We start from the raw sequence: 20885 nt of genomic DNA on the forward strand, positions 1-20885 counted from the left end.
TATTCCGTATCCCGTATTCTGATGTATTTTTTGCAGTTAGAATGATGGATACGTTTTTTAATATCCTTTTTTAAACAAAGAAGAATTCAAACAGTTGTGTAAGCTTTAAAGGTAAGTTAGTTGAATAAAATTATCAATTTACTATCTAACAGTAACTTAGTTTTTATTCTACAAGGAGGCCTATAATATTGAATCTAATCAATAAGAAAGTTACACACAAGCGTTTTGGCACGGGGAGTATAGTTAAGCATAATGATTCTATTATTGAAATACATTTCGCATCGGAAAATAAAAAGTTTGTTTTCCCCGATGTATTTGGAAAGCACATAACGCTGCTTGATAAAAGTGCTGCTAATTTACTTGAAAAAATTATACAAAAAAAGGAAAATGAGCGAAGAGAGGAAGAATGGAAGAAGGAAGAGGAAAAAAAACTACAACGGAAAAACCAGGAACTTCGCTTGGAACATGAAAAACTTATGAAAAACCATAAACTACATCCCGAATCACAAATGGTTTTTTGGTGTGACACAGAAGAACGGAATCGTTCTTTTTCAGAGTGGAAGGTTTTTTCAGGTGTAATAAAAAGTGGTAATAACAAGGGGAAGCCAAACAAACCCATCCGCTTACACCAAAATAGCGCTGTCCTGTTAACAGCTGTAGATTCCAGCAGGCCTGAAAAAGACAGACGTATCTTAGGTGTCTATATGGTGAATGAAGATTTTATCGGTAAGCTATGTGAAGATGGATATATTCCTGCTCATTCAAAATACAGACTCCAACTTTCAGAGCAGGAATCAAATCAGATGCTTTTCTGGGAATATTATGTGAATGAAAAGTTCCCCCAAAAAATGACATGGAATACAGGTAAATACCGTTATTTTGAAAATTTATGGTTGGCTCAAATTTTGCTTGATATCGTTTCGTTGAAAAGTGACCCAAAAGAACGAGAGCAGGCACAACAATTTTTTAAACATTTCTGTAAAATGAATCAGATAACAGATCAAGAGTTACCAAAACCTAATGGCGCATTATTGCGTATTTAGTTGTTAGCCCAAAGCTTTTTTAGCAGGAAGTTTGATTAGTGTTTGCTGTTTATTCCTGCTGTAGAATAATTAGGATGATTCTTTATCGTGGAAGGAGTCTTCTAAGTATCAGGGATAAATAGCTGAACAGTGATTGAAAACTTACCAGCATCTCATATTGTATGGCCACATACACTCTAGTCACGTTAAGTGCGTGTCGCAACTCATTTTAAAAGAAGGCAACTAACCATTAGTTGCCTTCTTTGTCTTAAGAATCATTAACTCTTTGAAAAGAAAGAGCCATCTGTTCCTAAAAAGTTATACTTTTAGGACTTCCCTCAATAAACAACAACCGGATCATAGGTGCTGAGATTGTCATATACAGTTTTCATAATACTTGGAGGTGTGTTGACACAGCCATGCGATCCTGCACTAAGATAGGCATTACTTGCCCAATTGCCCCGCCAGCTGGCATCGTGGAACCCCTGACCGTCATTTGTAAAAGGAGCCCAATAGTTTACATCTACCTGATAAGTGATTTTTCCGTTTTCTCTGCCCGTTAGGACGGAAGGCGTTTGCTTATAGAGGATATACCACACACCCGGTGATGTATCATGACCAGTGCTGTGATTCCCGGTAACAACATTCGTAGTGACGACTAATTTTCCATTTTTGTATATCCAAATTCGCTGCTCTGCAATGGAGACTTCAGCGTACGTATCGCCAATACCATTGTTTACGATTGTGTCATATCCGTAGCCTTCACCCTTCCAGCCATGACCGTAAATATTAGACGCAGAAACTGATTTCTCCCCATTTTCAAAAGCGCTCATAATGCCCGGTATTTCTTTATCAACATCGATGGCCCAGCCATAGCCTTTACCTTTCACCGATATCACCGAACCTGAATGGGTCATGAAGGTGAAGTCCTTATTTAATGTGGATTGGGAATTGTTAATTTCAGCAATCTTATTCTTAATATCACCGGCATCATCAAGCTTAATCTGCAAATCTTTTGAAATAGAAGCATTTTTAATTAATTCACCCGCGTTTAACGTAAACACTTTATCCTGTACCTGATAATCGACGGTCTGTGCAAGAAATTCCTCCAGCTTTTTCTGTTGATTTTTAATAAACTCGCTGTCTTCTTTAATTGGCTGTATGTATGCTGGATTGAGGCGGATTTCACTAATATATTCTTGCTGTTTTTCGTAATCATTCAATAGACTAGCGACATCATACTGCTCTCCGCTAATGCTGTTAGTGACAACAATTTTGCCTTGTTCCAAACGAACCATCGCATCTTGCGGCGCTTTTAAACTTTGATTCATGGCTAACAGCTTTTCTTCTACCTGTTTTTTCAATGTCTGGTTTCGATACTGGTCCTGATTGCTTGGCATGATTGAATAATCTTTAACCTTTGAAGAAGGAAAAAAAGTCCGCTGGCTCTTTAATAATTTTTTGACGTCGGGCAGGTCCTCATCCGAAAATACCATCTTTGTATCGTTTCCATCTAAAATTTGCTGTTCTCCGATGTAGACAACATTTTTTAATACGGTTGCTTTTAATTTTTTTAGCGCCTGATCAGCAGTCATTCCACCGACTTTGATGCCATTAATCTTGATTTGTGAATTAAAATGGTTTGCCTGATAATAGCTGCCTGCTGCAATGAAAAGCACGATAATAAGAATGATCCCTGCTGTAATAAACTTCCAGTTTGCATGCCATTTAGCTGAATTTACATGTTGTTTCTCCATTTCTTGAACATTTACCGTGCTTTCCATTAAGTTACCCCCTATACTGACCTTCTGTCCTAAACATCTTAGCCATTAGCAATTGATATTGTAATTTTGGTTACCACTGTTTAGAAAAATGTAATTTATACTACTATTCTACAAAATGTCAGATTCGAACATTGTCGGTTTTTGGGCAGGATTAAACTTTATGTATATAAAAAAGGGCAGCCGGAAAATCGGCAGCCCTCTTGCTTTATTAACAGATTTATTAAGATGTCTTTTTGATGAATCTAAGAAATTTTCAATTGGTGCGGGAGGTTTCCCCCTAGGCACCTAATCTTAAATTCCGTTTTATTTCCCCATGATTTCTTGTATTTCTTGGTGATTCATAAGAATTTCATTGCCATAATAATAACTGATGGATAGTACAATGATCAGACCAATATAAATGAGAAATAATTGCATTTTTGTTGCTTTGCTTGTTTTATAATAGCTTTCCGTTATCTGTACTTGTTTTTTATAATCGAGTAATTTTTCTTCCAATCTGTTGAGGATATTTTCTATAACCTGTTGATTATGATGAAGGTCATCTTCATTCCATACTGGGACACCCGATAATTGTTGAAGGTAGCGATCCTTTTTCATTTGTTCAATTTCTGTATTCAGTGTATATAATATTTTAGTAATTTCCTGGTTTGAAACTTTCTGTTTTGCCTTGCTGGTCATTTCTTGAACGAAATCTAAATCATTTGATCCTTGCTTTATTTTACCTATCAAATGCTCCAGTTCTTGTACTTCCATTTTATTGTCATGCAGACCTTTTTGTTTTTTATATATTTTGTACCATTCTATTCCGCCCATGATGACAATGATAAATCCTATAAAAATATGTTTTATTATTGAAAACGCCAATAAAAGGATGATGCCTAACCCCCATAGTTTCGTACTGATTCCCGCAACGATTCTCCCGCCGTCCAATGGGGTGATTGGGATTAAATTAAATAAATTGATCATTCCTCCCAAAATAATCAGAAGTGCCCAAAAAGGTTCATGTGTAAAATAATACAATGGAATCGCAGGCAAGAAGGATAACAACCCGAATAACGGACCCATGTATGCTACGAATCCTTCATCCTTTGCATTTTTAGGCATTTCCTTCAGGCCGATCACTGCTCCGACAAATGGAATAAATACAGCAGGGCTAACCGGAAGTTTAATTCTTTTAGCAGCATATAAATGCCCCATTTCGTGAACAAATAACAAATAGACTACAGCAATTGCGAACTTCCAACCGAAAAAAAGGGCATAGGTGCCAAGGTAAATGAACATGCTCACAAGTGTTTGGAGTTTTAAAAATTTAAAAATGACTAAAACAAACTTTAATTTACCAAATAAAAATGCCCCTATTGCCGTAAGTATCCCCCAATAGGTTTTCTTGCTGCTAGTTACATTCGTTTTACTCAAATAACCATCCCCTTAAATCCCTGCCCGATGTAAAATCAAAATATAGCTTTACAAACATTATACAGGAAATGGTTGGAAATTTGGTTAAACGGTTGGGAAGAACAAGCAATTTTCATTCGTTTTTTTGGCATATAACCAACCCTAATAAACTGGCTCCATTTTCCTTTTTTACTAATTGGAGCTTAATGAGGACACACATTATGACGTGGTATTTTATGGTAAAATTAAAGTGCGTAATGGGATGGAGATGAACTAAGAAATGGAAGGGATTATTGTTAAATATTGTAAGAGGCAACAATGAAAATAAATATTAAGTAGTGAAATCAATTGGAATGGTTCTTATTTGCCCTGAAGGGTAATATGAACTGTCACCATAGAGGAGGCGCAGTATGAAGCAGCTTTATATTAAGCAGAAGGTATTTAGTCTGGGTGGCAAATTCACGGTAAAGGATCAGCAGGAGAAGGATGTATATTACGTGGAAGGTAGTTTTATGAAAGTCCCAAAGACTTTCACCATTATGAATAATGCAAGAAATGAAGTTGCACTTATTACCAAAAAGACGTTCAGCTTTTTACCGAAGTTTTTTGTTAACGTGAATGGTCAAGAGGTGTTAATGATTAAGAAAGAACTTTCTTTCATTAAAGCACGTTATACGATTGAGGCAGCAGGCATTGAAGTACATGGCAATTGGTGGGATATGGAATTTCAGGTAATGCAGCATGGTGAAGTTGTTGGTAAAGTGAACAAGGAGTGGTTTACTTGGGGCGATAGCTACAAAGTTCAAATCATTGATGAAAATATGGAAGCTATCGTTATTGCGCTTGTTGTCGCAATTGATTGTGTAAAGGCAGAGGACGCAGCTGCTTCCTCGGCATCGACGATTTAATTTCCCAAATTACGGAGAAGGTAATTATATGAAATCAACAGATAAATTTACAGATAAACTTCAGAAGGGCAGTTGTTATCTATTTTGTTATTTAATCAAGTGGTTTTTGAGTTTTCTTAATATAAAAAATATTGTTGACAACAAAAATCTATGATGCTACCATTTTTATAAACCGTAGACGAGGGAGTTAAACTGTTAAACGATCTCTCAGCGAATCCGGGATGGTGTAAGCCGGATAGATGCAGTAACAGCAAGTGGGCCTCCGAGGGCGAAGCGAAAGAATTTTTTTAAGTAGCTTAGACGCAATGCCGGCGTTACAGGGCTAAGGGTGTGTATGCACCCTACAGAGTGGGTATGTATGATACATATCAAACAAGGTGGTACCGCAAGTTAACACTTGTCCTTGAATTATTATTTGAGGACAGGTGTTTTTTATTTTTTTATGAGGATAGGAGAATGTGCCATGGATGATAAATTTACGCTATATAACTTAAAAGTAGAGGTTGTTGCTACAGATATTCCAATGGTATGCAGGCATAAGGAAGGGGACTATTTCTTAGTTGTTGGGGAAGACCTAATCTTCCCAGAAAATAATTCTTTTTCCATGTATGCATTAAGCGCTATTTTGCCATTACTGCCTGCAAAGCAGCGGCCATTACACGCGAATGACTGGATGTTGTCCGATAGTGTAATTGCCTGCCCGGATCCAAACTGTGGTGCCAGATTTAAAATAAGTCGTATCGGAACGCAAGAATTTAGTCATGCTGAATGCACAATAGAACCAATAGATAAAGGAGATAAACAATAATGGCAGAGCGATTCGAACTAGCAAAAGATTATACAATCAACAGAGTGATCAACGGCTGCTGGCAGCTATCAGAAGGCCATAGCTTACAATCAAAACTAGATATGCAAGATGTTATGAAGGCCTTCCACATGCTTGCTGAGAGAGGATTTACGACATTTGATTGTGCAGATATCTATACGGGTACGGAAGAACTCCTCGGTGAATTTTTAACGGAACTAAAAGAAGGAAGCACCCTTTCGCCGCATGATATTCAAATTCATACCAAGTATGTACCGGATATCAATTTGCTTAGTGAGGTCGATTACAATTACACAGAAAAAATAATTGACAGAAGCCTCAAACGTCAAAAACGAGATGTATTGGATCTTGTTCAGTTTCATTGGTGGGATTACAATGTGCCTGGCTATGTTGAGACAGCGGGAGATCTGTTGAAGCTTAAAGAAAAAGGAAAAATCCGTAATATCGCCGTTACAAACTTTGATACGAAGCATTTGCGCGAAATCGTTGATGCCGGGATCCCTGTTGTGTCCTGTCAAAATCAATACTCGGTGTTTGATAGACGTCCAGAAAAAGAATTAATAGATTATTGTAAAAGCAAAGGAATTTCCCTGCTGTGCTACGGTACATTATCTGGCGGTTTGTTAGCGGAAAAATGGATCGGCCAAACTTCGATTCAACCAGAAACGCGCTCTCACGTTAAATATTTTCAGGTGATTGAAGATACTATGGGCTGGGATGGCTATCAGAAAATGTTGGGATTGCTGCAAAGAATCGCTAAAAAGCATTCAGTCAAGGTTTCACAGATTGCTACAAAATATATATTAAGTCAAAAAGGAGTCGGGGCATCTATTATTGGAGTGAGAAATAGCCGGCATGTGGAGTCAAATACGCAAATATTTGCTTTCGAGCTTGAACGTACCGATATCGAAGAAATAAAACAATTCTTAGACAACTATCCAATCGTAGACGGTGAACCGTTTGAGTTAGAGCGTACTGTTGATTCAAAATATCGCAATATTATGAAGATGAACTTAAATGAGAAATAAGTGAGAGTGTATGTTTAGTCTAGCATAGAGAGTTTAGTAGAGGAGAGGGAGTTTCGATATGAAGAAGAGACTTGAATTTAGAGGTGGCTGGGGAACTGCGTTTATTCCAGTCGTGATTTTTCTATTTTTCTGCATACTGTTTTTTATTGTTTTTAAAGCGTTTGAAATGTATGCTCTCGCCATGGGCGCTTTCGTTGCACTGATGGTAGGGGCCATTTTTGTAAAAAGAGGAAACTACGATCGGTTCTGGGATTCCGTCTATGACGGCGTAAAGGAAGCCGTACCGATTGCCATCCTGCTGTTCGTCATCGGGATGTTCTCAGAGTTGATCAAAGCTACTAACATTTCGTCAGGTTTCGTATGGCTTGCAGACTTGCTGGGCGTGGATGGGGGATTATTCACTGCGTTTACATTCTTAGCCGTTTGTATCATTTCTACTGCTACTGGATCATCCATCGGAACTATGTTTACCTGCTTTCCTATTTTCTACCCGGCAGGAGTATTGTTGGGATGTGATCCCGCCATTCTTGCGGGTGCAATCGTCAGTGCATCTATATTTGGCGATAACTTAGCACCAATATCAGATACCACCATTATCTCTGCAGGAACTCAAGAATACACAAAAAGAGAAGGGTTCGCTGATGTGGGCGGCTGTGTTGCCAGTCGATTAAAGTATTCCTTGGTCGCAGGTTCTATCTCGTTTGTTCTGTTCTGGATTTTAGGCGGAGGAGGTACGGTAGGTGCAGGCGCATCGGATATCCTTGCAAAAAACATGAATCCCATCTCGCTTGTCATGCTGGTTCCGGTAGCCGTCATGTTAATCGTAGCCATCAAAACCCGCAATATCTATAAAGCTATTACTATAGGGATCATTTTAGGGACCATTACAGGTCTCGCGTTTAACCTGTTAACTTTCGACAAGGTTATCTCAGTGGAGGATGGGGCGCCGAAAGGGTTCCTAACGGGCGGCATCAGCAGCATGATGGCAACCGTCACGCTGGTTATTTCAGTCTACGGGATTATGGGTGTGCTCAACGGTGCGGGAGTACTTGAAAAAGTCACAAATGGCATCCTTAACAGCAAAATGGGCAAGACGGTTCGCAGTGCCGAAATCGCAATGATGTTAGGCATTTCGTTTACAACGTTAATCTTCGGTGGTGTGACAAGTGCATCGATGACAACATTTGGTAAAGTACAAAATGAGATTGGCAAACGTGTTGGGTTGCATCCATACCGTCGTTCCTATCTACTGGATGGTTTTGCTAATGCAATTGTGCTAGTCATACCTTTCTTAAGTGTTTTTGTATTCATCGGTGCTTTGCTGTCAAAAGGGTATGATTTTGTTGCCCCGCTTTTACTAACACAAGTCAGCAGCGGCATGATCTATTGCATGGTACTGTTCTTGGTTCTATTGTCCTCTATCATTACGGGATGGGGCCGCGAATATGAAGGCCCTGAAGGAAAAGTAGTTAGCAATCCTCAAGAAATGTAAACAAGATACCAAGTCCGGCTCTTATAAAATGATGAGAGCCGGATTTGGTATCGAATCGTTTTTATCGTCACAGTGAGAGTGAAGAATAAATATGTACATAATCTGGCTACACTGTTTCTACGGCTGGATAAGAAGGGTCGATCCATTAAAAAGTAATTCAATATTTAGTAGATGAAGAGGTTTTCGTATGAATAATGAAAAAAGGAAGTTACCACCTGAACAATGTGAAGAAATAATAGGGATATTGAAAGTCCGTTTTGAGAAAAATATGAATCGCCATAAAGGACTTGAATGGGCTAACGTACAAGCAAAACTAGAAAATAATACTGAAAAACTGTGGTCGCTTCATGAAATGGAAACAACTGGCGGCGAGCCGGATGTTATTGTTCATGATAAACAGGCGGACGAGTACATTTTTTATGATTGTTCAGCGGAAAGTCCTAAAGGACGCAGAAGTGTTTGCTACGACCGTGAAGCACTGGAGTCAAGGAAACAGCACAAACCAGAAAACAGCGCTATAGATATGGCTGCTGACATGGGTATTGAGATATTAACGGAAGAACAATACCGGGAGCTGCAGCAACTTGGAAATTTCGATACGAAAACATCGAGCTGGGTGAAAACACCTGCTAATATCAGAAAACTCGGTGGGGCCATCTTTTGTGATCGGCGCTACGACACTGTCTTTGTGTACCACAATGGAGCAGAATCCTACTATGCTGCCAGGGGCTTCCGTGGCTCGGTGAGAATCTAAATTTTTAGTATGAAACGCTGCCCGTTGAAAGGACGTATGGGGAGTTCTGTTTGCTACTTGTAAGAAAAGATTAAAACAGATAAGACAGTGAGTAAAGAGCCTCTCCATAAGGAAAGGCTCTTGATTATTAATAAAAACAACTTAAAGAATTTGAACCAAGACGGTTTTATTTTAAAATTAATTAAATACGAGTTACCTGCCAGTCAATTGCTTATAAACCTATATGATGTTTCCCAAACCGAACGAGAGAGTACATATCCTGTTCTAGAAATGCATGGTTGATGGCAATATTTTTAAAAAGACTACGTACACAATCTGACAAGGTTAAAAACTGTATAAGGAGGCGTTATCATGGCCCGAGTTTTATTTATAAATGGCGGATCGGAAGGACATGTCAATCCAACGATTGGAGTGGTGCAAGAGCTGGTAACGCGCGGCGAAGAAGTCGTGTATTTTACAATCGAGGATTTTCGTGAGCGAATGGAGAAAACGGGGGCGACAGTGAGGACCTTTGATGTTCAGGAATTTTTAAAAGCCTTTCTCTCAGGGGGGAGAAATAATGTACTCGAAAGAATCAATGGTCTTTTGCATACGGCAGATATTATGATTCCTAGCGTTCTGGAGAATATCAAAGGAGAGCCATTTGATTACATCATTCACGATTCAATGTTTGGCTGTGGGCGATTACTTGCTCAAATCCTTAAGCTTCCTGCCGTCAATTCTTGTACTTCGTTTGCGCAGTCTAAAAGCTCATTTGATAACATGTTCAAACAGCTTTCTAAAAATATTCCTGCAGAAACATTCGATGAAAACATAAGGCTGACGAAACTCGTGAAGGAGAAATATGGGGTAGAAATCCATTCGTGTTATGAAGTCTTTTGTAATCCCGCACCACTTACAATTGTATATACCACCAGGGAGTTACAACCTTTTGAAGAGGAATACGACCAAACGTATAAATTTGTTGGGCCATCCATCACTTCAAGAAAGACGCATGAAAGCTTTGATTTTACTTCAATCAAGGGAAAAAGCCCAATTTACATATCCTTGGGTACTGTCTTTAATCAAGCAATTGATTTTTATAAGCTTTGTTTTGAGGCATTTGGAAACACGGAACATACTGTGGTCATGTCGATTGGGGAAAAAGTTCACCAATCTGATTTGGGAACGATACCTGAAAACTTCATTGTGAAAAATTATGTTCCACAAACGGAGGTGCTGAAATACACGAAATTATTTATTACACATGGCGGAATGAACAGTGTCCACGAAGGCCTTTATTATGGGGTTCCGCTCATTGTAATCCCACAAAGCGCGGATCAGCCGGTCATTGCCGGTCAAGTTGCCAATATCGGAACTGGTATTCAATTACAAATGCAAGACTTGACCGCAAATCTGCTGCGTGAATCCGCAGACCAAGTGTTGAACCATCCATCATTCCATCAAGCTGCGGCAAGGATGAAAGAATCATTGCAAAAATCGGCTGGGTATCAGCAGGCTGTTGATGAGATTTTTGAATTTAAAAGACACTATAACATCTAAACGAATATTGTGGTCAGTCCCCACTCAGCCATTCAATATAGAGATTGGTGAAAATTTACAGAAGAGCGTTTATCTCCTCAGCTTAAAGGGTATTGGTTAGTAAAACCTTTTAAAGGAGGGAGAATTTATGAAATTGAATGTAAAATGTAATGTTGAAAATTGTAAATATTGGGCTGAGGGTGATCAATGTGTTGCTGATTCTATTTATGTGATAGGCCTTCATGGCGAAGTGGCTGCTGATGTAGAGGATACAGCATGTAAAACGTTTGTAGAGAGGAAATAAAATCAGAATAATTTTGCTGACTGGACGGCTGCGTGCTCGTCCAGTTTTATTACAAACCAATCGTTTGATTTAAAATGCAAGGAATCATTAAATACCCCACATTGAAAGAAATCGGCTGAATTGGATATAATTAAGCTTATTGGTCGATTTCTTAACAGGAGGTAATAAAAAATGGCATTCACATCTAAAAACATCTTTATCAATTTATCGGTACAAGACGTGGGCAAGTCCACCAATTTTTTCAAGGAGCTAGGTTTTGAGTTCAACCCACAATTCTCCGATGAGACCACATCTTGTATGATCATTAGCGACAATATCTACGCTATGATTATGATTGAAGAACGCTTCAAAGGGTTTAGTAAGAAAGAAATTGTGGATACGACTACTTCCGCCGAAGCAATTTTCTGCTTATCAGCTAAGAGCCGGAATCAAGTGGATGAGTTAGTAAATAAGGCATTGGCATCTGGCGGTAAATCTTTTAGTGACCCTCAAGATCATGGATTTATGTACATATGGGGTTTTCAGGATGTAGACGGCCATTTATGGGAGATTGCTTACATGGATGAAAGTGCAATGAATTTGAAATAAAAAATTACGCCCATAAATCAGAAAACAGAACGGCTTTCGGTCTATGTTTGATGTCAAGATTCATAACAAAAAGTAAAGGTAGCAAAGGGTACTCCAAAGTTAAAAAAATGAATACTGAAAATGTTAGTTAAGTAATTGCCTAAGTAGCTGCGCCAGTAGCTATTTTTTTCTTTATAAATACAACGCTTATATGAGTTAAATAAATTTTTCTTGGATAAGAATTTTTGTTAGGTTTATAAAAAGGAGATTAGCTAAATATGAAAGCTTTAAAAATAAGCAAAGAAAGGCAAGAGGACAGTGTAAAATATGCACAACAGCATTTAGCTAATGAAAGAACATATCTGGCGTGGATTCGGACTGCTATTTCTATTATAGGTGTCGGTTTTTTAACCACTTCGTTACATTTTACTATTAAGCTCAGTTCCAATGCTGCAATTAATACTTTGGCGATATTTCTAGGAATCTTCGCTTGTTTAGTTGGTTTTACAACTGCTATCTTTTCAACCATACATTACACAAGGAAAAGAAGGGAAATCCAGAATGGATTTTTTACTCCGTCTAACTATTCTATAATATTTGTTTCTATTTTATTTTCACTTCTGGTTTTTTTGATTTTTATGTATCTTTCTTTCTTATTATTTTAGTCATAAACAGGGTACGGAATCTTATCTAATAAAATAAAAGCGGCCGTTTCCATTTGCTGTTGAATTTGTGCAAAAAAGTGTCTGCGACTTTAAGAAATACCGGCAATGTAATTTGTTTGACATTATACCCTTATAGGTATAATGTCAAAGTATGTATTCATACCCTATTGGGTAATAGGGAAATTAGTAAGGGGGTTTTATAATGCCCGATAAAGAAAAACAAATCAAAGATTGTTCGACAACTGGTTCTTGAGGAATCAGCCGGCCAAAAGTTTCTGGAGATGGAAAAAAGGTTAAACGACCGTTTCCACTATGACCAGGAACGCTTGTATGGCTCCTGGCAGGAGTCATTTACCTGATTTATAAAGCTTTTAGTTGATTTTTTAACTTTCCTAAAGAAGAAAGGGGGGAGCCGGTAATAGAGGTTATCCAAATTGGTTCTTTCACCATTATGATGAAATGGATTGTTCTTGGTTTCGCCATTGTGATCGGATTTATTTTTCTGAAACTATGGATGCTGCGTTCACAAAAAGAAGAATCTGGTAAAAAATTATTCGATTTAGCATTAAACAGTGTTTTTTGGGGCTTTCTGATTTGGAAAGGCAGTTTGCTGTTACTGGAGCCGAAATTAATTATTGAAAGTCCAATGTCGTTATTGTATTTTACAGGAGGAACGAACGGATTCATTTTAGGAACGCTCGGTGCATTCATTTATTTCTTTGTTAAAGCCAGAAAATTAAGGATAACAAACCTCATAATTCTGCAGTCCACGGTTGTTTTTGCTTTTGCCGTCATGAGTGGGTATTTTTTAGTTAACCTCTTCTTGAATCCTGATAAGCCGAAAGTGAATACAGCCGGCACAAAGACAGTAGAAATTGGTCTCCAAGAAGGTAATAAAGCACCTGATTTTCAATTAAAGACGTTAAACGGCACTGACGTTAAACTGTCTGATTTGCAAGGGAAAAAGGTCATTTTAAATTTCTGGGCAACCTGGTGTCCGCCCTGTAAAGCAGAAATCCCGCACATGCAGGATTTTTATGAATCAAGAGACAAAACCAAAGTGGAAATACTCGCCATCAACTTAACCACATCAGAGAAAAATCCGGGAAATGTAAAGAAATTCGTGAAAGATAAAAACGTAACTTTTCCTGTTTTACTCGACAATGATGGGAATATAGGCGACCAATATCAAGCGATTACAATTCCAACAAGTTATCTGATTGATTCCCAAGGGATTGTTCGCAAGAAAATAGTCGGGCCAATGGATAAAGATATGATAAACCAATTAATAGAAAATGTTGATTGAAGGCAATATTAACAGAAGCTATAAAAAAGGCAATGGAGGGTCTAAAATGGTCAAAGTAACACATGCTGCAATTTCAGCTATTACAAGCGAAGTTCAAGATGTCATCGATGAGGGTAAAAAGCCGCTGATCCGCTTTTCAATGGGCATTGGTTGAGGGGGCCCGCAGCTTCGTCTGACTCTGGAAGAGTCGGCTTTAGAAAATGATGAAATCACTGAGCAGGATGGAATCTGCTTTTTAGTAAATGAAAGAGATCAGGTATATTTTAATAATGTAAAGATTGACTATGTAAAGTCATTATTCGGGGGCGGACAGTTTACCGTGCTTCGTGTTTGAGTGAAAGGGCTATTTTAGCCCTTTTTTTACATCATTCATTATGGCGAAAAGGAGAATCCTATGAACAATCACTGGAATAATCGCTTTCAAGATAAAAATTATGTTTATGGAACAGAGCCAAATGTGTTCATATCCGAAATGCAGAAAAAACTTCAATTAGCTGGAGATGCTTTGGCCATTGCTGAAGGCGAAGGCCGGAATGCCGTTTTTTTAGCTGAACAAGGAATGACGGTGGCTGCTTGGGATTTTGCCGAATCTGGACTGCTAAAAACGAAGAAGCTTGCTGAGAACAAAGGGGTAACTGTGCAAACAGAGCTTGTCGATTTAAACGAAGCAGTCTGGGAAACAGATAGATGGGATGAAATTGTTTGTGTTTTTGGACACTTTCCAAAGGAAACACGTAATAAAACACTTGAAGGAGTAAAAAAGGCAGTAAAACCCGGGGGTTATTTTGTGACAGAAGTATATTCGATTCATCAACTTCCCTATAAAAGCGGGGGACCCAGAGATATCGACTTCCTTTATACTCCGGAAGACTTCCTGCAAACATTTTCGGATTGTTCATTTCTTCATGGGTGAAGCTATTCGACATGAGGGAGAATTGCATACCGGCTTGGCACATGTTATTCAATTTGCTGGCCAAAAACCGGAATAAATCACTTACAGAGAATTAACAAGAGGACTGGTCGGCGTATAACTATAATAAGAATAATGAAGTTACTTCGAAAACATTGAGCTGCCTGTGAGAAAGTTCCGGGCAGCTTTTTAGTATGAAAATTCATTGGGAACATCCCCCTTAACAAACACAATGTTGAAAAAATAGCAGCATGTCTATTATACTAGAAAAAATTGGATAGAATAAGCAAATCGAAAAGAGTATAAACAAAGAAAGAGAATGGTAAAGGGGGGAAACACAGTTATGATCCCAGCAAAAATAGATCCAATATCAATCACTCCAATTAGAGAAAAAGGCGTGGAGTCTATCCTCGATTGGTTCGAACGGCATAAACAAACGTTCTATATACTTGGATGGTCCTATCTGAGTAATCAGCAGCAAATGGAAGAGCTTTTTTACCAGTCTATTGTTAAAATCCACAAGGAGTTACCCCGATTTAAAAGTGAAACATCATTCGAAACGTGGGTTACGTCCATTTTTATACATATCTGCCGGGAGATTGCTAATGATAGCAGTTTACAAGCTTCAGAGGAAAGTGAACAACAGAAGAATTTATTTAAAGCACTTGATCAATTAAAAGAGTACGAGAAAGAAGCGATCGTCCTTACATATGTAAAAGGACTCTCTCATGGGGAAACGGCACAACTTCTTCAGGTTTCAGTGGAAAAGATAAAAGAGCTTTTGTTTTCCGGAATCCAGTTAATTAAAAAAGAAATGGGGTTCGGATTACCCTTCAATGGCTGTAAGGAGTATCATAAGGATTATATCGATTACTTAGAGAAAACCCTGGATCGGTCGAAAAAGATTGGATTTGAGAAACATATTTATCATTGCCAAAACTGTCAGGAGGATTTGGCAACCTTCCAGGATGTCATGTTAACCATGTTAAATCTTACTGAAAAGATGGAGGATTTCCATGTGCCAGCTGACTTCATGGAGAACGTTAAAGCCAGGCTGGCAGAAAAGGAAAAGCACAGACAACTGAAGAACAAGAAACGAAAAAGAATCGGGATTTTATTTGCAAGCATTTTCGCATTAATAGCGGGTATAGAGGTCTTAACAGGGGCTTTTACCAACCTCTACTATACATGGACAGAAGAGGATCAAGAGTTGCGTGCCTTCCTGCAACAGGAGCTGGGTGAGAGGCTGAACCTGGAAGCGGAAAGCGATGGAGTGAAAATTAAGATCAAGAGCGCGATTGCTGATGATGTTCAGACGCTTATTTTTTATGAAATAAAAGATACAGCTGCAGACAATCAATATATGATAGATTTTCATGAGGGAATTTCTGTGGAGAACGAATATGAAATTATGAACAGTAACGCAAATCAAATGTACTATCCTCCTGACCTTAAAACGGCTGAAAATAATAAAGAAAAGAACGTGTATCAAGGGAAGATTAGTCTGCTGCCGCTCTCCAAGGAAAAAGGGACAATCAAACTTAAGATCACAAAGCTTCAGAAAATGATTGGTGATCCCACTGACCGAAATAGTTTGAGAGCTTACGAGAACATGGAATATGGAACAGGGGAGTGGAGCTTCGAGATCCCTGTAACAAAACAGCCCTCTATTGAATATGCATTGGATGATGAAACAGAAGTCGAGGGGGTCCCGATTCGATTTGATAAATTAACGATTGCTCCAACAGCGACGATTCTGCAATATAGTATTAATCATGCCCAGTCAGGAAAACGGATTAATTTTCTCAATTTTGACAATCTAGAAGTGAACAATAAGAAAGTAAAAGCGGATTTGTATGGCAACTCTTTTTTAGAGTCACCTCTAGACATGAATTGGAGCTCTTTTCAAGCACATTTTAATCCTCTTTTTGGAGAAAAGCCAAAAGAGGTTAACGTTCAATTCGGATCAATCTATTTAACTATTGAGGACCCAAAAACCATTATACTCGATGCTGCTCAGGAATATCCCCAAACCTTTGAATATTCAGGAAGTACAATCTCTATCGACAAGGTGGAAGTTGGACTGCCTTCCAAAGTTGTCATCAGCAATCATAATATTGAGAAACGGGCATATGAGTCGCTTCAATTCAACATTATGGGTGAAGGGGAGAATGCAACTACCTCAATGGAGATGAATTCTGAAGGAGTGCTCGTCGATAAAAACGGGACTGAATACAATATGGATATAAACCCTGTCCCGTATGAGGAAATCGAGCAGCCCCGTTATTTGCTTACTGTTCAAGGTTTGGAGTTACGCAGTGACAATGCTGGAGAGAAAGTGATTCCGACAAGACTGGAGATTTACGGATATAATACAACGAAGTATTTGGATGATGTTGTGAAGATTTCGTTGGAATAAATAAACTAGTTCTAAACCGACCCTGATTTCGTTAAAAAATCTTTAGCGAATTCTGGGTCTTTTCATATCCAAACCTTGCCGCTCCAGTCTTTCTTCGATTTTGTCTTTTTCAAAGCTTAGCAAATCTTTATTATTAATACAAAAAAATGTAAAAAAACAGGCGCCTGTATTTGTTGCATATTCGTTGTTAATGTTACTTAATTTATGTTATTATCGAGTTATGTAACATGTTCTAGGAGGCTTCCTATGGAGTTTGTTAATCCTATTAGAGATATAGAAAATATCAATGCTATAAAGGATATATTAAGGAAACATTCACAAAGAGATTTATTACTTTTTGTTTTTGGAATTAATACGGGAATTAGAGTAAGTGATTTACTTTCAATAAAGGTTACTGATATATGGGACGGAGAGAGAGTAAGGGAGTTTTTATATTTAAGGGATGAGAAAAGTGACGTAACAAGTGCTCACTATATTAATCATGTCGTTCAAGGTGAGTTAGAGAAATATTTATCTATTCATGATTTTAATGAAAGTGATTATCTGTTTAGATCAAAAAAGAGTAATCAACCGATTACTCGACAGCAGGCTTATCGAATTATTCATAATGCTGCAAAAGAGGTTGGGATACCAGATAATATAGGTATGCATACGCTGAGAAAAACATTTGGGTATCACGCATACCGAAAGGGGATCGCGATTTCCATTTTAATGAGAATTTATCATCATCACTCCCCTTCTGAAACATTAAAGTATATAGGAATAGATAAACATGATAAGCACCTTGTTAAAGTAGATGTGAATTTATGAGCATATTAAAGAGAATTAAAAAACCTCCACTATATTGTGGAGGAGGCAACTCTTATAAGTAATCATCATCAGAAGATAAGTTTGTATCCATTTGAACATTTGTTAAGTCTTTAACAATATCATCATTCACTTGAACTTGTAATGTTTCCTTGTCTTTCATAAATTTGAAGATACCGTTATTAAAGTCAGTTCCAAATTCCTTAAAGAAAATCCCTTCAAATACTATATCCTTTGTGTGTTTAAAGACAAGGAGGTAGTGATCTTGCTCCTTAACCAGATATGCACGTACACCTTTTTCAAAATGTCTATCAGGATTTTTTAGATAACGAGATACAGAAATGATATGAAGATCAACAAATGGAATTTCACGTAATAAGGAGTTAATAATAGACCCCTTCGCAATTTGTTCCCAACGACTTTGAGCAGTTTGACCGAGAATAATCTGCGTAATATTCTTTTCTCTTGCAACCTCTGCAATCACTTTTGAGATTGGTCTTTTTTCATTATCCTTAATAATAAATGCTTCAGCACTATGCTGGTCAGCTAATTGTTTCCATCTGGAAATATAATTCGTCTTTTCTGCATCCAAATCATCAAATGGTGCAGGGTCGACGGTAAGGATATAAAGAGGACAATCAAGCATATTAGCAATTTTACAGCCACGTTGAATGAGACGTTCACCATTGGGACCATAATATACACATACAAGGATGCTTTCATCCATACGTTCTTTTATTTTCTTCATTATTAGTTCACCTCGCAATGGCTGTGAATTAACTACAAATTAATAACATAATTGAATAAACTATGTATGACTATACCCCATGGTGTCCTATCAGTCAATTTAATTAATAACTCTATACTATTACTGTATACCACAATAAAAGGAGGGGACCCGATGTCTTGGTTACACATGATGATTTTACTACCATTTATCTTTGCACTAGTGGTGCCGTACGTATATAAGAAATTCAACCCGCGCTTTCATACGGGGTGGTTTGTCCTCGTAATACCGTTGGTGATATTTATTCACCTTTTAACCTTTATTCCCCAAATTTCTCTAGGAAATTCAGTCACTTCAACTGTTCCGTGGCTTCCGTCTTATCATATTAACTTTACGACGTATGTTGATGGGTTAAGTCTTGTTTTTGGACTATTAATTGCAGGAATTGGCGCACTGGTCATCCTCTATTCCATTTACTATATGTCAAAGCATCGCGAAGCACTTCATAATTTTTATGTGTATTTGCTGTTGTTTATGGGAGCGATGCTTGGTCTAGTCTTTTCTGATAATATTTTTGTTCTCTATGTTTTCTGGGAAACGACCAGTGTATCGTCTTTCTTATTAATTGCCTACTGGTATGAACGTGAAAAATCTCGGTATGGTGCTCAAAAATCGCTCTTGATTACCATATTTGGCGGGCTTGCGATGCTAGCAGGTTTCATTATGCTTTCATTGATGACGGATACGAATAGTATTCGTGAAATGATCCGTAATACAGTCGGGATTCCATCCCATTCATTGTTTATTCCAGCGATGATTTTAGTGTTAATCGGAGCATTTACAAAGTCAGCGCAGTTTCCATTCAGTATATGGTTACCGGATGCGATGGAGGCACCTACTCCAATTAGCGCTTATTTACATTCGGCCACAATGGTGAAAGCAGGTATCTATTTAGTTGCCCGTTTTACCCCGATTTTCGGTGGTACAGCTGAATGGTTTTGGCTGGTATCCGGAGTAGGAATCATAACTTTATTATATGGATCCGTGAATGCAGTGAGGCAAACAGATTTAAAGGCGTTGCTGGCCTATTCGACCATTAGCCAATTAGGATTAATTATGAGCCTTCTTGGATTAGGTTCTGCTGCATTGTATTACGGGATTGGAAATGATTCCTCTGTATATGCTGCAACAATATTTGCGGCCATATTCCACTTGGTCAATCATTCTACATTTAAAGGCTGTCTGTTTATGGTAGTTGGGATTATTGACCATGAACATGCAATGTGTGGATATATGCAGGCTGGGGGATTGATACTATCTGATGCCAATAACCTTTACCCTTACTGTGATCGGCAGTTTTGCCATGGCAGGTTTTTCATTTAATGGCTTTTTAAGCAAGGAGTCTTCATAGTGGTAGTAAATGCTTCAACACTACTGTGTTTAATGCTACTATATTGGACTTGCGATACCAATAATTGCCTGGGTTGCGAGTGTGTTTACGTTTGTACAGCACGTAAGCTTTGTATTTAAAACATTTAGAGGGGAAAAATAAGCCTGAAAAACTAGGTAAGGTTGTGCATGAGCCGCCGATCGGACGTTGGTTTCCCCGTTTGTTCTCGGTTCTCTTGTCATTATTATATTCTTTTTTCCAAATGTACTGTCAAAATATCTTTTAAAACCGGCTTGGTATGCTGTATTGCCAACGCTTGCTAATGCAGGGGAACTGAAAGTGAAAATAAGTCCCTGCACAAAATGGCTGGTGAATACGGAGCTGTTTATGACCATTGGAGTCATCATCATTGGCACTTTGTTGTACATTTATTTAAGAAAATGGTATCGAGTATATCGTTTCTATCAGAAAAAAGCCCAAATGTTAAATAATCTATATAATTTCAGTTTAGAAAGAATGGAGAATATATCGGGATCACTAACAAATAAATATATGACGGGGTTTATCCGCGATTATTTTTTTAGATATATATTTGCGTTTATCATAGTTGTTGTTGGCGGTGCGATGTGCCATTCCATGCATTTTCTGTTTGACCCCTCTAATGATGCACCAGTTAATCTTTTTGAAACGGGGTTAGTGGTTGCTATTATCGCTGCTTTAACCGTTCTCGTTTCAAAAAAACAGGCTGACCGCCATCGTTGCTGTTGGGGCACTGGGCTTTCTTGTTTCTTCTTTTCTTCTATTTCGAGCGCCTGATTTGGCCCTTACCCAATTGGTTGTAGAGACGGTTACAACGGCCCTTTTCTGGTCGTGTTTATCATTGGCCTTAGCAGTTGCGGAAGGAAATCAGTCGTGTACGGTTTAAGCAGTCAATGCGCTCATCTCCATGAAGCGGCGCACGAAAACGCGAAAGCGTTTCACGATAAATGCGAAAACGCCTATCTAGGTTGTTGGGTTTCTGGTTAAATACGGCTTTGGCTCATAACTGAACGAAGGAGCC

General features: G+C 38.2%; 20 protein-coding genes, 1 pseudogene and 1 other annotated feature. Of the genes and pseudogenes, 18 read left to right on the top strand and 3 right to left on the bottom strand.

Annotated features, from left to right (window positions below; all coding sequences use genetic code 11):
- The first annotated feature begins 188 nt into the window (after window positions 1-188).
- Complete coding sequence (locus ACO1D1_RS03510) at window positions 189-1043, top strand: malate synthase (RefSeq protein WP_423334966.1); 855 nt, start codon at window positions 189-191, stop codon at window positions 1041-1043.
- Between the two features lie 317 nt (window positions 1044-1360).
- On the opposite strand, the gene ACO1D1_RS03515 is transcribed toward ACO1D1_RS03510, so the two are convergent.
- Complete coding sequence (locus tag ACO1D1_RS03515) at window positions 1361-2806, bottom strand: L,D-transpeptidase (protein ID WP_149868388.1); 1446 nt, start codon at window positions 2804-2806, stop codon at window positions 1361-1363.
- A 115-nt stretch (window positions 2807-2921) separates the two neighbouring features.
- On the opposite strand from ACO1D1_RS03515, the gene ACO1D1_RS03520 reads away from it, so the two are divergent.
- Complete coding sequence (locus ACO1D1_RS03520; protein ID WP_423334967.1) at window positions 2922-3095, top strand: hypothetical protein; 174 nt, start codon at window positions 2922-2924, stop codon at window positions 3093-3095.
- A gap of 14 nt (window positions 3096-3109) precedes the next feature.
- Here the strand turns inward: ACO1D1_RS03520 and ACO1D1_RS03525 are convergent, their stop codons facing one another.
- On the bottom strand, window positions 3110-4222 hold the full coding sequence (locus tag ACO1D1_RS03525) for a site-2 protease family protein (protein WP_149868389.1): 1113 nt from the start codon (window positions 4220-4222) through the stop codon (window positions 3110-3112).
- A 389-nt stretch (window positions 4223-4611) separates the two neighbouring features.
- On the opposite strand from ACO1D1_RS03525, the gene ACO1D1_RS03530 reads away from it, so the two are divergent.
- The 13 genes and pseudogenes from ACO1D1_RS03530 (at window position 4612) to ACO1D1_RS03590 (ending at window position 17711) form a co-directional block, all read left to right on the top strand.
- Window positions 4612-5109, top strand: coding sequence for an LURP-one-related/scramblase family protein (locus ACO1D1_RS03530; protein WP_149868390.1), 498 nt, complete (start codon window positions 4612-4614; stop codon window positions 5107-5109).
- A 166-nt stretch (window positions 5110-5275) separates the two neighbouring features.
- Window positions 5276-5517 (top strand) — a binding site (T-box leader).
- Between the two features lie 55 nt (window positions 5518-5572).
- A complete protein-coding gene (locus ACO1D1_RS03535) occupies window positions 5573-5917 on the top strand; it encodes a TIGR04076 family protein (RefSeq protein WP_423334968.1) in 345 nt (114 codons plus the stop codon).
- The gene (locus ACO1D1_RS03540; protein ID WP_423334969.1) at window positions 5917-6963 is read left to right on the top strand and encodes an aldo/keto reductase; all 1047 of its coding nucleotides are present in this window, start codon (window positions 5917-5919) and stop codon (window positions 6961-6963) included. Before ACO1D1_RS03535 ends, ACO1D1_RS03540 begins: the two co-directional genes overlap by 1 nt.
- 58 nt (window positions 6964-7021) lie before the next feature.
- Window positions 7022-8455 (top strand): Na+/H+ antiporter NhaC family protein, encoded by a 1434-nt coding sequence (locus ACO1D1_RS03545; RefSeq protein WP_423334970.1) that lies wholly within the window; start codon window positions 7022-7024, stop codon window positions 8453-8455.
- A gap of 187 nt (window positions 8456-8642) precedes the next feature.
- Window positions 8643-9209, top strand: coding sequence for a DUF4256 domain-containing protein (locus ACO1D1_RS03550; protein WP_423334971.1), 567 nt, complete (start codon window positions 8643-8645; stop codon window positions 9207-9209).
- Window positions 9210-9560: 351 nt separating this feature from the next.
- Window positions 9561-10751 carry a macrolide family glycosyltransferase gene (locus tag ACO1D1_RS03555; protein WP_423334972.1) on the top strand — a complete coding sequence of 397 codons (1191 nt, stop codon included), beginning with the start codon at window positions 9561-9563 and terminating at the stop codon, window positions 10749-10751.
- Between the two features lie 127 nt (window positions 10752-10878).
- Window positions 10879-11034, top strand: coding sequence for a DUF1540 domain-containing protein (locus ACO1D1_RS03560; RefSeq protein ID WP_149868396.1), 156 nt, complete (start codon window positions 10879-10881; stop codon window positions 11032-11034).
- 171 nt (window positions 11035-11205) lie between these two features.
- Complete coding sequence (locus ACO1D1_RS03565) at window positions 11206-11622, top strand: VOC family protein (RefSeq protein ID WP_149868397.1); 417 nt, start codon at window positions 11206-11208, stop codon at window positions 11620-11622.
- Window positions 11623-11879: 257 nt separating this feature from the next.
- Window positions 11880-12266, top strand: a complete 387-nt coding sequence (locus tag ACO1D1_RS03570) for a YidH family protein (RefSeq protein WP_149868398.1) — start codon at window positions 11880-11882, stop codon at window positions 12264-12266.
- Between the two features lie 451 nt (window positions 12267-12717).
- The gene (locus tag ACO1D1_RS03575; RefSeq protein WP_423334973.1) at window positions 12718-13572 is read left to right on the top strand and encodes a peroxiredoxin family protein; all 855 of its coding nucleotides are present in this window, start codon (window positions 12718-12720) and stop codon (window positions 13570-13572) included.
- Window positions 13573-13966: 394 nt separating this feature from the next.
- Window positions 13967-14561, top strand: a pseudogene (locus ACO1D1_RS03580) (class I SAM-dependent methyltransferase).
- 264 nt (window positions 14562-14825) lie between these two features.
- Window positions 14826-16901 (top strand): sigma-70 family RNA polymerase sigma factor, encoded by a 2076-nt coding sequence (locus tag ACO1D1_RS03585; RefSeq protein WP_423334974.1) that lies wholly within the window; start codon window positions 14826-14828, stop codon window positions 16899-16901.
- A 246-nt stretch (window positions 16902-17147) separates the two neighbouring features.
- Window positions 17148-17711: a tyrosine-type recombinase/integrase gene (locus ACO1D1_RS03590; protein WP_423334975.1), complete on the top strand. Its 564-nt coding sequence runs from the start codon at window positions 17148-17150 to the stop codon at window positions 17709-17711.
- 52 nt (window positions 17712-17763) lie between these two features.
- Here the strand turns inward: ACO1D1_RS03590 and ACO1D1_RS03595 are convergent, their stop codons facing one another.
- Complete coding sequence (locus ACO1D1_RS03595) at window positions 17764-18456, bottom strand: universal stress protein (RefSeq protein WP_423334976.1); 693 nt, start codon at window positions 18454-18456, stop codon at window positions 17764-17766.
- 153 nt (window positions 18457-18609) lie between these two features.
- Here ACO1D1_RS03595 and ACO1D1_RS03600 point away from each other — a divergent pair, with 153 nt between their 5' ends.
- From ACO1D1_RS03600 to ACO1D1_RS03610, 3 genes are all read left to right on the top strand, one after another.
- Complete coding sequence (locus ACO1D1_RS03600) at window positions 18610-19818, top strand: proton-conducting transporter membrane subunit (RefSeq protein WP_423334977.1); 1209 nt, start codon at window positions 18610-18612, stop codon at window positions 19816-19818.
- Window positions 19819-20164: 346 nt separating this feature from the next.
- The gene (locus ACO1D1_RS03605; protein WP_423334978.1) at window positions 20165-20641 is read left to right on the top strand and encodes a hypothetical protein; all 477 of its coding nucleotides are present in this window, start codon (window positions 20165-20167) and stop codon (window positions 20639-20641) included.
- A complete protein-coding gene (locus ACO1D1_RS03610) occupies window positions 20598-20750 on the top strand; it encodes a hydrogenase subunit MbhD domain-containing protein (RefSeq protein WP_423334982.1) in 153 nt (50 codons plus the stop codon). Before ACO1D1_RS03605 ends, ACO1D1_RS03610 begins: the two co-directional genes overlap by 44 nt.
- The last annotated feature ends 135 nt before the right edge of the window (window positions 20751-20885 follow it).

It is taken from the genome of Neobacillus sp. 19, from assembly GCF_049463095.1.
Classification (GTDB): Bacteria; Bacillota; Bacilli; order Bacillales; family Cytobacillaceae; genus Neobacillus.